The following is a 12,370-nucleotide window of genomic DNA, read 5'->3' as shown; positions in this document are numbered from 1 at the left end:
GGAGAGGCTAGAAGTCGAGGAACACGTAGTCGGCGCACTTGCCGCTGCGGTCGTTGATGACGAACGGCTCGCTCGAATCCACCGACAATATCTCGCGAAGGACGTCGTTCTGGACGTCGTCCTCGATGAGCGCCTTCAGGACATCATCATGCGATGGCTCCGCCGCACCGAACTGAGGCCTTATCCGGATCTCGATTCGCTTCACAACGCCGTCGCGCTGACGGAGTATGACCTGGGAATCTTCGATGTTGCGAATACGGCGTACCGCCTGCGCGATCGCTCTAGGCGAGACGTTGTTTCCGTCGAAGAATATTCTGTTGTCGGCGCGGCCCAATACTTTAAACTCAAGAATACGTCCGTCAGCGGTCTGATCGACCGCCTCAATGAGATCGGGAACCTTGTATCTCAGCATTGGGTTGATGACGGCCTCATTCAATGACGTTACGACCAGTGAGCCGTCCACCAACTCGACGTATTGATAGTCAAGGGCCCGGAATTGGTTGCGCGGCATCTCTGGCGTTTGGAAGCCGATCACCCATGGTTCAGTCCCACCGTAAACGCTCCAGAGCTCAGCGTTGGGGAATGCGCGCGTTATAGCCCGTTCGTGAAAACCCTTTAGAGGCTCTCCGGTCCAGAGGACTGCTTGGACCGTCGGCATGTCCCGGCCAAGCTTGACCACATAAGAAGCGATGATCTCCAGCAATGTAGGGTTTCCGGAGATTACGCAGGCCTCGGATTGGAGGAGCACGCGGCCCCAGATTGCATCGAGATCGAGGTCGTTTGCGACATTGCCGAGGTGCAGGTATATCATCCCCTTCGAGAGACAAAGCTCTCGGAAGAAGTGGTTTGCTGACCAGGCCTTGCCGCCAGAAGAGAAATCGACGAAGCGCCGACCAGACGTCCGGGACGTCGGATTCCATGATTGCAGTATCTCTGGGATGTGCTGATGCCGTGGTTGTAACCCGATTTTGGGTTGACCGGTTGTCCCAGACGACATGAATAGATAGGCGCCGCTCCCTCGCCAAGCGTCGGAGATCTCGCGCATGGCGTGCAGGTATCCCTGCTCGGTCAGGAGAGGTACGGCGCGTAGGTCGGCAGGACTCCTGATAGGGTCGGCAGATGTGTACGCCTCAGCCAAGTTCGGAAGAGTGCGGAGGTAGCTCAACAGACGATTGGGAACGGTCCAACACACATCCATCACGCAACATCCTTTTGCATCTAACGGTAGTATGGTAGTATCAGTTGAACTTCAACGCGTCCAATACGAATGAAATATAGGGCGTCTTCTAAAACAGGTATGACATGCCTCAGTTGCGACGTTTCCGGCAATTCATCGTAGTTGCGGAAGAATTGAGCTTCAGTCGGGCGGCTAAGCGCCTCAATATTGCGCAGCCGCCTTTGACGGCGGCAATCAAGGCTTTAGAGGCCGAGCTGGGGCAGACATTGATTGATCGTGGTACCCGCGTTTTTGGTCTGACCACGGCCGGGAAAGTATTTCTCCGTGAAGCAAAATTGACTGTTGCACAAGCTGATCGAGCCATGTCGCGCGTACGAAGCGCAGAGCAGCCCATCGAGGGGCCTCTACGGATTTCGTTCGTTGGGATGGGCGGAGCATACAACCTTGTTCCTCGGTCGTTGCGGCAATTGCGTGCCGAGCATCCGAAGATGGAGCTCGTCCTTGTCAAGGCAACAACCGCACAACAGATGAAGATGCTGCATACGCGGCAGGTGGACATCGCGATCGTTGCTGGCCCCGTGCTCACAGCCGACCGGCTTTCCACGGAGTTGCTATTTTCCAGCCAAATGGTTGCAATAGTTCCCGACAACCATCGCTTCGCGAGCCCTTCTGTGACAACGGTGTCGCTTGTCGACCTCGCGCACGAGAACTGGATTTTATTCCCACCGACCGAGGGGCCAGGGCTTTATGGCAGCATTGTTGCAGCTTGCGCTCAGACGGGCTTCCACCCTTACGTGAGTCATTGCGTACCTGACTTCCAGACCGCGATAGGCTTGGTCGCTGGCGGGCTTGGGATTTCGGTCATTCCTATGTCACTTCGATCGGAGATCCGGCCGGGCGTGGCCGTGCGTCAACTGACCGGATGTGGAACACCTATCAACTATGATCTCCTAATGACCTGGCGGTCCGAACCGGACGCGTCGCCGGCCACTGCGAGCTATATTTCTATCTTGCGGCGGGTCGCGCAACAGGGACCTCAAGAGCCTGATCTGGACGTTCCGGACTTATCGTTGCTGCCAAGTGCACATCCCGAGTTGCCCTAGAACCATCGACGAGCCATTTTCGAATTTTGCACCGCCACTCCCGCGACCCACTAAATCTGGTAGGTCACCCGGGTGAGTTGGTGTGCTTGAGTGGCCGTCGCTCCACGAAGGAGGAGGCGAGAGCAATGATAGCGGTTACAGACAAGGTCACATCGTTCTTCCGCGCATGCAAATTGGAGGACCAATCGGCTACGTCGCCCCTTCCGGAAACGCTCCGCATGTCGCTGGAGGCACGCGTCGAAGCGAGGCAGGATGGAAGCCTTGATGCTGACCGTTGGAGGTCTGAGTGCGGCATCTGGAGCACATGGGCAGATACTCGCTATCGAGCCTGCGCACATCGGAAAGAGTTAGGATCGAACGCACGGGCTATACGCATTGGAGTGAAGGACACGATCAACGTCGTTGGCTTTCCCACGCGTCTTGGTCTGCGGCATCATCGGCACTATCCGGACAGCAGTGCCGCTGCCGTTCGAGCGATAGATACAGAGTTCGCAGAGATAGTCGCCAAGGTTGTCACGACTGAGCTTAACCTCGGTGTTGGCTCCGGCTGTGTCAATCCCTACGTGCCGGACGTTGCTCCCGCCGGCTCGAGTACCGGATCGGCCGTGTCTGTGACAGCCAACATTTGCGACATATCCCTCGGGACGGATGTGCTTGGATCCATCCGCTGGCCAGCGGGAAATTGTGGCGCTGTCGGTCTACGCACGACCTGCGACAGAGCCGACCTTCATGGTATCTTCCCTCTGTCTCCTCAGATGGACGCACTGGGCTGGGTCACACGCAGCGCTGAGGATCTTTTCTTCTTATGGCAACTGTTGCGCCTCGGCGGTCAAGAGAGATCAGCGATTGCGCCTTTAGGCCGCTGCCAAGTCTCGGTTGTTGAGAACGCTTTTGATCGAGGTTGTTGTCATCCTGAAATGCGGGACGCGTTGCATCTTGCATGCCGTCTACTCGAGGACGCCGGGCACCACATTCGATCGGTGCGATTGGACGATCTCTGGGCGCAGCGCGAAGCGGCATGGCAACTCTGTGCTCGCGAGGCTTGGGATGGTTACCGCCTGTGGCAGAAATGGATGAAAACTGAATTGTCGGAATCGACGCAGGCTGCGCTGGAAATCGGAGCTCGCATCGATGATCAATCCTATGGCCGAATACTCGACAGACTTGCAGCGTGCCGCAAAGATATCGAGTCGCGGTTCGACGCGGAGTCTGCCGAGATTTGGTTGCTACCTCTTCACCCGACACCGCCTCGCAGCCTGAGGGACGCTGTGATGCCCAAATCGACCATCCCAGCCTCAGACCAACCCGACTACGAACAACGATTGGGCTACACGCCAATCGCGAGTTTCGCTGGACTTCCTGCAATCACCATGCCGATAAAACGAAGCGAAGTAAGTGGTGCTCCCCTGGCCATTCAAATGCTTGGCCGCCCACACCGAGAAACGCAGCTTATTGCTATAGCCGCCGACTTGGAACGGGTAAGAGGCGATCTCAGATGGAATCCATCTTGAACCGATCAGATCGACGAGAAACTACTTGAGTCCCAGGAGCGAAAGGAAGATCGATGACGGATGCAGTTGTCGTAAGCGGTGGTGCAAGCGGGATTGGCCTTGCGGTCGCCAAGCACTTCCATCAACAGAGCGCTCACGTAGTCGTTCTTGGGCGTCGCGCAGATCGGTTGGAGAAAGCGGCTGAACACCTGAATCGGAGCGGAGGCGTTCCGGTTCTCCCGATTGCCGTTGATCTCACCCAGGCAGACCAAGTACAGCGCGTCTGCGACGAAATCACACACAGGCATAAGGAAATACGCGTTCTGGTGGCGGCGGCCGGCGGGAATGTTGTGCTGACGTCACCGCCCGGTTCATACGGCCCAGACCTCTCGGGTATTGCGAGGCGCTGGACCGAAAACTTCGCATCTAATGTGTTGAGTGCCGTCCTCCTCATCGAAGGCTTACGCAGGCACCTCAGTGCGCCGGGCGGACGGATCATTCTTATCAGCTCTATTGCGGCATATCGAGGGTCGGGCAACGGCTGTTACGGCGCCGCCAAGGCGGCCTTGCACCCGTATTGTTATGATCTCGGCGCGGAACTCGGACCAAAGGGCATCACGGTGAATGTGGTCGCACCCGGCTATATTGCGGAGACTGAGTTCTTCGGCGATCGCTTATCGCCTGAGCGCCGAGAAATGCTGATCGGTCAGACGATGAATAGGCGAGCGGGTCTGCCCTCTGATATCGCCAGCACGATCGGATGGTTGGCCTCGCGCGAAGCCGGACATATCACGGGCCAGATCGTTCAGGTCAACGGGGGGGCTGAGCGAGGAAGATAAGAACTGCTGCGTGCGGCGGAGCGAAACCGCCTTTGGAGGCGCGCCGCAGTTGGCCCGCGTATCCACAACTGACGCTGACGCCATGCCCAGGCTCTTCTCGCTGATCCTGAAGGCCGCGGGCTATGATCCGGGGCCTGAGCCTCGCTCACGGCAGCGCTCGGCGAACGACCCACAGGTGAGATCCTGGCTGCAAAATTGCAGGGCGAGACGATCAGCTTCGGTCCCAAGCTCACGGATGGTCCGTTCACAATGCGATTCGAGCTCAACGGCCGGATGACCTATCCGCACTGGAAAGAGTCCCTTGGACCTGCAGCCGGGACATGACGGTCGCGGAGGATAAGATCTGTATCCTGAACTCGGGTGCCCGTCGTCGCTGTTACATCCCAGCTTGGCCTCCCGTTCATCTTGCAAGCCGCGTTGCCACGACTTTTCGCGATGCCAAAGCTTCAACCAGAAGAGAGCTTCGGAGGGGCGCATGTCGTGCATCTTATCAAACAAAACGCTTGTGGCTATCTGGTGAGTGCAAACCGGCCCACCATTGATACACAAACAAGGCGCCGTCGATCCGCGGGCATGGACTGACCTGCCCCTAAGAATTTCCTCCAGAACGATTTAGAGTCCGGCCTGACGAAGGACGGACAGATGAAGCGAAAGCGGTTCACGGAAGAGCAGATCATCGCGGTTTTGAAGGAGCACGAGGCCGGTGCGAAGACGGCCGATCTGGCTCGGAAGCACGGGATTTCGGAAGCGACGTTCTACAATTGGAAGGCTAAATTCGGCGGCATGGACGTCTCCGAAGCCAAGCGGCTGAAGGCGCTCGAGGACGAGAATGCCAAGCTGAAGAAGCTGCTGGCCGAGCAGATGCTCGATGCGGCCGCGCTGCGGGAGCTGCTCTCAAAAAAATGGTAAGGCCTGCCGCCAAGCGCGCCGCGGCGGCGCACCTGCAGGCCAAGCTGGGCCTGTCGGAACGGCGGGCCTGTTCGATCGTCGGAGCGGACCGGACGATGGTCCGCTACCGGTCCCGCCGGCCCCCCGACACCGCGCTTCGGGGCCGCTTGCGCGAGCTCGCCAGCGAGCGGCGGCGCTTCGGCTATCGACGGCTGTTCATTCTGTTGCGGCGGGAGGGCGAGCCGTCCGGGATCAACCGCATCCATCGGCTTTACCGGGAGGAAGGGCTCGCGGTGCGCAAGCGCCGCAGCCGCCGCAAGGCCTGCGGCGTCCGCGTGCCAATCCTGGTCGATGCGAGGCCGAATGCGCGCTGGTCGCTGGACTTCGTGTCCGATCAGTTCGCAGGCGGGCGGCGCTTCCGCATCCTCAACATCGTCGACGACGTCACCAAGGAGTGCCTGGGCGCGATTGCCGACACTTCGCTCTCGGGGCGGCGGGTGGCGCGGGAGCTGACCTCGATCATCGCCCGGCGCGGCAAGCCGGGCTCGATCGTCTCGGACAACGGCACCGAGTTTACCAGCAACGCGATGCTGGCCTGGTGCAGGGACAACGCGATCGACTGGCACTTCATCGCACCGGGCAAGCCGATCCAGAACGCCTTCGTCGAGAGCTTCAACGGCCGGATGCGCGACGAGTTCTTGAATGAAACGCTGTTCTTCGGTCTCGATGATACCAGGCGCAGGCTCGCCGCCTGGGTTGCCGACTACAACAACGCGCGGCCGCATTCCTCGCTGAGATACCAGACCCCTGCGGCCTTTGCCGCCAACCTCACCGCAACGGGCGATCGGCTGCGCAACCCCGACCAGCTCCGCCAATCGCCCGTTGCTCCACCCGCGCCACTCGGCGTACAACCCACCCGGACTCTAAACGCTGCTGGATGAAACTTCGGTGGCAGCTCAGGACGAGCACAGAATTCCGGTGCAGCGCTTCATGCGCTAAGCCGCTCCGTCCAGAACAGCCCTCGGCGGCCATGTCGCGCGCTGCGAGGACTGCGCCTACACGTCCATCGCCTACAACTCCTGCCGCAACCGGCACCGTCCGAAGTGCCAGGGCGCCGCGGCGAAGCAGTGGCTCGCCGACCCCGAGGCTGAGCTGCTGCCGGTGCCGTATTATCACGTCGTGTTTACGCTGCCGGCCCGGATCGCCGACATCGCCTACCACAACCGGGCCGCCGTCTACGATCTGCTGTTCAAGGCCTCGGCCGAGACCATGCTGACGATCGCCTCGGACCCGAAGCATCTCGGCGCCAGGATCGGCATCATGTCTGTGCTGCACACCTGGGGCTCGGCCATGACCCATCACCCGCATGTGCACATGATCGTGCCGGGCGGCGGGATCGCGCCCGATGGCCGGAGCTGGGTTTCCTGCCGGCCGGGGTTCTTCCTGCCGGTGCGCGTGCTCTCACGCCTGTTCCGGCGGCTGTTCCTGGAGCGTCTTGCCGCCCTCCACCAGGCCGGGCGCCTGAGCTTCTTCGGCAACGACGCTCATCTCGCCGGAGCACAATCGTTCGCCGCATGGCTTGCAGCGTCGCGCAAGACGGAATGGGTCGTCCATGTCAAGCGTCCGTTTGGCGGGCCACAGGCCGTGCTGGCCTATCTGTCGCGCTATACCCACCGCGTCGCCATCTCCAACAGCCGCCTGATCGCCTTCGACCGGCACGGCGTCACCTTCCGGTGGAAGGATTACCGGGTCGACGGCCGCGACCGTCAAAAGCGGATGACGCTCGCGACAGACGAGTTCATCCGCCGCTTCCTCATCCACGTGCTGCCGAAGGGCCTCCACCGCATCCGCCACTACGGCCTGCTGGCGCGGGGCGCCTGCGCCGACAACGTCGCACGCGCGCGCGAACTGCTCGCCGTCAGGGATCGTGAGGATAAGCCGGCCGAGACCATCGTCGACATGGCCAAGTCGCCCTGTCCATGCTGCGGCGGCCGCATGATCGTCATCAAGGTCTTTGAGCGAGGCGCAACGCCGCGTCACCAACCGACCGCACCAACCGGCGCCATCAGGATCGATACCTCATGACCGCGCACCCGCCATTGTGCAAAGTTGCTCGCAGTGCCTGCCGCTCATCGACCGGTCACGGCGGCGTCCGCCCCAACGTTCCTCTGTCCTCGTCAATCCGCAGACGACACGTCGAGACCGGGGCCGTGCACCACCCGTTCAGCGACTGCACCGCCGCCGCGTCGCGCGCTGCACCGGCTCAAACTCAATCGGCCAGCTCACCTGCAGCGCTCAAATCCCCATAGAGCCTGCCGCGCCAGTCCTGCCCATCATGCGCGGTTTCCTCCCTTGGAGGCTTTCGGACGCCGGCCGCCCGAATGTGCCGCGCCGTCAATCATGCGGCCGGCATCCGAAACCCTTCACATTTACAGACATCAACCGTGGCAGCTCTGCCTTTAAATCATCGCGGTTGGCACGAGGTTACTTAGAGCGGCAAGGAGCCGTCACATGATCGTTGACCGCGGAACTTTCATTGCCTGCGCCGTGGTTGCGGTGGTAGCGCTCATCCGGGATTTGCTGGCTCGGCCGTCGGTTCCCCCGCTGCTGGGACGCGCCCCGTTATCTTCCTTGTCGAAGGGTGGAGCGTTCAAAGCGACGAGGAGACCGCCGACCAGATGTGGTTCAGGACCGACCGCGGATGGCGAGCCATCTGGCGGTAGTTTGCAATTGTTGTGCATCAACGACGAACTGCTGAGACAGTTCGATCTATCCCCTTGTGTGTTGCAGTGTCCGCCTCGAGCGCCTGCTTCCCCTTCGCGGCCCACAGCGCTCGTGCCCGTTCGCCTTGATCGCTCTTGAGCTTGGCAGCCATCCAAAGCAACGCGCCAAGGATAGTGGCGCGATCATCGCCAGTTAGGTCCGCGATACCGGCTTTGACGATGAGCCCACCGAGTTCGATGAGATGCCGCGTGCGCTTGCGGCGCTCGACCTGCCACGTGCGCATGTCATGCCGCGCCCTTGCGGACTGATGCCGGTTGAGAGCCACCCGGTTGCGCCGGAGGGCCGTCCACGTCGCGGTCAGTTGCTGGCGCATTTCGCCGCGCTCGTCCTTGAAAGAACGCGGTCCCGCGCCTGGCCCATGCCTCCTTCTTTCCGGCCTCTTCTGTCTCGGCCAGCACGATCAGTGCTCCCGCTAATTCATCGGCACTTAGCGCGTCGGCTCCGGTAGCGATCACCAGTTCGCCGAGCTGTTGCACTTTGCGGCTCTTAAGGCCACGCGCCTTGTCCCCAAGTGCCTTCAGTTCAGCATCAAAGTCCCTAGGCTTGCGCATCGTCGTTTCCATCCGCGTTGATAGAGAAATGATAGCCGAGCGCCCGGCACAATGCTGTAAGGTCGCCGGGACTGGCCGGGACGGGCTGGTCCCTCCCGAGATTTTTTCGAGGGAGGGCGCGCTTATACGTCGTTCCGACGTGCGCTTCGCTGTGCCAGTGATTGGATCGCGATGGCGATCTACCATCTTTACGTCAAGGTCATTGGCCGGAAGGCCGGGAGCAGTGCGGTGGCATCGGCCGCCTATCGCTCGGCTTCGCGGCTGCGCGACGAGCGGCTCGGCCGCGAGCAAGACTTTTCCGGGAAGCGCGGCGTCGTCCATTCCGAGGTGATGCTGCCGGGGAACGCGCCGGAGGCATGGCGCGATCGCGAGCGGCTTTGGAATGATGTCGAAGCGTTCGAAATCCGGAAAGATGCCCAGCTGGCCCGCGAGGTGGAGTTTGCGCTTCCGCGCGAGATGAGTGAGGCGCAGGGCATCGAGCTAGCCCGTGATTTTGTTCGGAGCGAGTTCGTGGACTTTGGCATGATCGCCGATCTCAATGTGCATTGGGACAGGGCCGAGGACGGACTGCCGAAACCTCATGCTCATGTCATGCTGACCCTGCGCGCGGTCGATCAGAACGGCTTTGGCAAGAAGGTACGAGACTGGAATCGCACCGAGATGGTCGAGCGCTGGCGCGAACGCTGGGCGGAGCTCGCCAATGAGCGGCTGGCTGAGCTCGACATCGACGCACGGATCGACCATCGCAGTCTGGAAGCCCAGGGCATCGCGCTGGAGCCGCAAAGCCAGATCGGCGCGCCGGCGAAACGGATTGAGGTTCGGGGCGTCGCTGGAGAAGTCGGTGAGGCCGACCGGGCCGAGATGCACCGCGAGATCGCGCGCGGCAATGGTGCGCGGATCATCGCCGATCCCTTGCTTGGACTGGACGCTATCACCCTGCAGCAATCGACCTTCACCCGTCGCGATATGGCGAGGTTCGCGCACCGGCATAGCGACGGGCTCGACCAGTTCAATGAGGTGGTGGGCGCACTGCAGGGAGCGCCCGATCTGGTCGAACTCGGCAAGGACGCCCGCGGCGAGGATCGGTTCACCACCCGCGGGATGATCGAGGCAGAACAGCGCCTGCACCGGGCCGCTGAACTGATGGCGGAACGGGAGCGCCATGAGGTGCGCGACGCGGATCGCCAGGCCGCTCTGGCGGGTGCGGAAGCGCGCGGCCTGTTGCTGTCATCCGAGCAGGTTGACGCCTTGGCGCACGTCACCGATGGACGCGATCTGGGCGTCGTTATCGGACATGCCGGGACGGGAAAGAGCGCGCTGTTGGGGGTGGCGCGGGAGGCATGGGAAGCGGCCGGCTTCGAGGTCCGGGGCGTGGCGCTGTCCGGCATTGCCGCGGAAAACCTCGAAAGCGGATCGGGTATATCGTCACGCACGATTGCCAGCCTGGAGCATGGCTGGGAACAAGGCCGTGATTTGCTCAAATCGAGCGATGTGGTGGTGATCGACGAGGCCGGCATGGTCGGTACGCGGCAACTTGAGCGCGTGCTGTCCCATGCTGCCGAGGCTGGCGCAAAGGTGGTGCTGGTCGGCGATCCGCAGCAGCTGCAGGCCATCGAGGCGGGCGCTGCGTTCCGGTCAATCCATGAGCGTCACGGCGGCGCCGAGATCGGCGAAGTGCGGCGTCAGCGGGAGGACTGGCAGCGCGACGCCACGCGCGATCTGGCGACCGGCAAAGTAGGCCATGCGCTCGAGGCCTACCGCACCCACGGCATGGTGCATGAGGCCCAGACCCGCGAGCAGGCGCGCAGCGATCTGATTGAGCGCTGGGACCGCGACCGGCAGGCATCACCGGATCGGAGTCGGATCATCCTGACCCACACCAATGACGAAGTGCAGGCGCTGAACGAGGCAGCGCGCGAGCGGATGCGGGCCGCTGGCGATCTCGGCGACGAGGTGCGAGTAGCGGTCGAGCGCGGGGCGAGAGACTTCGCCGGCGGAGACCGCGTCATGTTCCTGCAGAACGAGCGCGGCCTTGGCGTGAAGAACGGCACGCTGGGCACCGTCGAGCAGGTCAGCGTGCGATCCATGACTGTGCAGACCGACGATGGCCGATCCGTGCGTTTCGACCTCAAGGACTACAACCGGATCGACCACGGTTATGCCGCGACGATCCACAAGGCGCAGGGTGTGACGGTCGACCGGGTCCATGTACTGGCAACGCCCGGCATGGACGCCCACAGCAGCTATGTCGCCCTGTCGCGGCATCGCGACAGCGTGGACCTGCATTATGGCCGCGACGATTTTATCGATGCGGATCGGCTCAACCGTGCCCTGTCGCGCGAGCGGTCGAAGGACATGGCCTCGGATTACGACCGTGCCGATCCCGTCCAGAGCTACGCCGCGCGGCGCGGGATCACGTTCCGCGAGCGCGTGGCCGAGATCGTGCGCAAGGCCGTGCCGGAGAAGCTGCGCGGCATGTTCGACGGCCTTAGCGTTCCTGGAGAGGTGCTCGACCGGGATGGCGGACGACGGCCCGAGCGGGGATCCCCCGAAAGAGAAAACATCGGCACGGCAGCCGACCGGCGCGAAGCCGAAGTGCCGGCAAGGACCGTGGCGCAAGATCCCGAAGCGGAAGCCCGTCGCGTGCGGACCCGGGCGCTGGTGCGCCATGCTCGTGCCGTGGATGCGATCTTCGCGGCGCATGAGACGGGCGGCAGAGCGAGCCCCGAACAGGTCAAAGAGCTACAGACCGCCCGCCAGGCCTTCGAAAAGGTGCGTCCCTATGGCTCCCACGACGCTGAGGCCGCCTACAAGAAGAACCCCGAGCTGGTCCGGGAGGCCGCCGGCGGACGCCTCAACCGCGCCGTCCGCGCGCTCCAGCTCGAGACCGAACTGCGCATTGATCCGAGCCGCCGCGCCGACCGCTTCGTGGAGCGCTGGCAGAAGCTCGATCACACCAGCCAGCGCCAGTACCAGGCCGGCGACAGGTCCGGCTATAGGGCGACGCGCGCGGCGATGGGCGACATGGCCAAAGGCCTCGAACGCGATCCACAACTGGAGTCCGTCCTCGCCAGCCGCAGGAAAGACCTCGGCATCGCCTTCGAATCAGGTGGCCGGCTCGGCCAGCAATTGGCCATCGCCCATGGCATAGGCTTTGGAAGAGACCGAGGCCTCGAACGTTGACCCAGCCTGTTTGCCGCCGTCTGCACGCCACAGTACGACGCCTTGAAAAACGCCCTTGCGCGCGCGACTGCTTGCTCTGTGTAGATCAGGAGCAGTCAGCAGGAGGCAGCGCAGCCATGCGCGAACCAGATCGGATCGTCCGCCTAAAAACCGTTCTTGCCCGTACCGGCCTGTCCCGATCCACCATCTACCGCAAGATCGGCGAAGGCACATTCCCAGCCCAACTCAGGATCAGCGTCAACGGCGCAGGCTGGCGGGAATCCGACATCAACCGATGGATCGCCGATCCCGCGGCGTGGCGTCCGACATGCCTGTCCGTCGCCTGCACGGGCGATGTCCGCTCCGGGGGCCAACC

At 62.2% G+C, this 12,370-nt stretch carries 8 protein-coding genes and 2 pseudogenes; 7 read left to right on the top strand and 3 right to left on the bottom strand.

Annotated features, from left to right (window positions below; all coding sequences use genetic code 11):
- Positions 1-7: 7 nt before the first annotated feature.
- Positions 8-1,045, bottom strand: coding sequence for an AMP-binding protein (locus ACQR0W_RS29455; protein ID WP_315718620.1), 1,038 nt, complete (start codon positions 1,043-1,045; stop codon positions 8-10).
- 257 nt (positions 1,046-1,302) lie between these two features.
- Between ACQR0W_RS29455 and ACQR0W_RS29450 the strand changes: the two genes are divergently transcribed.
- The 5 genes and pseudogenes from ACQR0W_RS29450 to ACQR0W_RS29430 all read left to right on the top strand — a co-directional run.
- Positions 1,303-2,280: a LysR family transcriptional regulator gene (locus tag ACQR0W_RS29450; protein ID WP_315718621.1), complete on the top strand. Its 978-nt coding sequence runs from the start codon at positions 1,303-1,305 to the stop codon at positions 2,278-2,280.
- Positions 2,281-2,660: 380 nt separating this feature from the next.
- Positions 2,661-3,791, top strand: coding sequence for an amidase (locus ACQR0W_RS29445; RefSeq protein WP_315718622.1), 1,131 nt, complete (start codon positions 2,661-2,663; stop codon positions 3,789-3,791).
- A gap of 53 nt (positions 3,792-3,844) precedes the next feature.
- On the top strand, positions 3,845-4,609 hold the full coding sequence (locus ACQR0W_RS29440) for an SDR family NAD(P)-dependent oxidoreductase (RefSeq protein WP_315718623.1): 765 nt from the start codon (positions 3,845-3,847) through the stop codon (positions 4,607-4,609).
- A gap of 642 nt (positions 4,610-5,251) precedes the next feature.
- Positions 5,252-6,438, top strand: a protein-coding gene (locus ACQR0W_RS29435) for an IS3 family transposase (RefSeq protein WP_315772782.1) whose coding sequence is annotated in 2 segments (ribosomal slippage) — positions 5,252-5,513 and positions 5,513-6,438 — 1,188 coding nt in all. Because the reading frame shifts where the segments join, the coding sequence is not laid out codon by codon here.
- Positions 6,439-6,514: 76 nt separating this feature from the next.
- A pseudogene (locus tag ACQR0W_RS29430) lies at positions 6,515-7,582 on the top strand (IS91 family transposase); the annotation flags it as partial.
- A gap of 655 nt (positions 7,583-8,237) precedes the next feature.
- On the opposite strand, the gene ACQR0W_RS29425 reads toward ACQR0W_RS29430, so the two are convergent.
- Together ACQR0W_RS29425 and ACQR0W_RS29420 are read right to left on the bottom strand one after the other, a co-directional pair.
- Positions 8,238-8,504 carry a conjugal transfer protein TraD gene (locus ACQR0W_RS29425; protein WP_315718659.1) on the bottom strand — a complete coding sequence of 89 codons (267 nt, stop codon included), beginning with the start codon at positions 8,502-8,504 and terminating at the stop codon, positions 8,238-8,240.
- 1 nt (position 8,505) lies between these two features.
- Positions 8,506-8,832, bottom strand: a complete 327-nt coding sequence (locus tag ACQR0W_RS29420) for a conjugal transfer protein TraD (protein WP_315718660.1) — start codon at positions 8,830-8,832, stop codon at positions 8,506-8,508.
- A gap of 171 nt (positions 8,833-9,003) precedes the next feature.
- On the opposite strand from ACQR0W_RS29420, the gene traA reads away from it, so the two are divergent.
- Both traA and ACQR0W_RS29410 read left to right on the top strand, forming a co-directional pair.
- Positions 9,004-12,015 (top strand): Ti-type conjugative transfer relaxase TraA, encoded by a 3,012-nt coding sequence (gene traA, locus ACQR0W_RS29415; protein ID WP_315718661.1) that lies wholly within the window; start codon positions 9,004-9,006, stop codon positions 12,013-12,015.
- 116 nt (positions 12,016-12,131) lie between these two features.
- Positions 12,132-12,320 (top strand): annotated as a pseudogene (locus ACQR0W_RS29410) (helix-turn-helix transcriptional regulator); the annotation flags it as partial.
- Between the last annotated feature and the right edge of the window lie 50 nt (positions 12,321-12,370).

Origin of the sequence: Bradyrhizobium sp. HKCCYLRH1034, from assembly GCF_051168375.1 — a bacterium.
Lineage (GTDB): Bacteria > Pseudomonadota > Alphaproteobacteria > Rhizobiales > Xanthobacteraceae > Bradyrhizobium.
The sequence above is the reverse complement of the archived record's forward strand: the minus strand, read 5'-3'. Positions and strand labels throughout refer to the sequence as shown.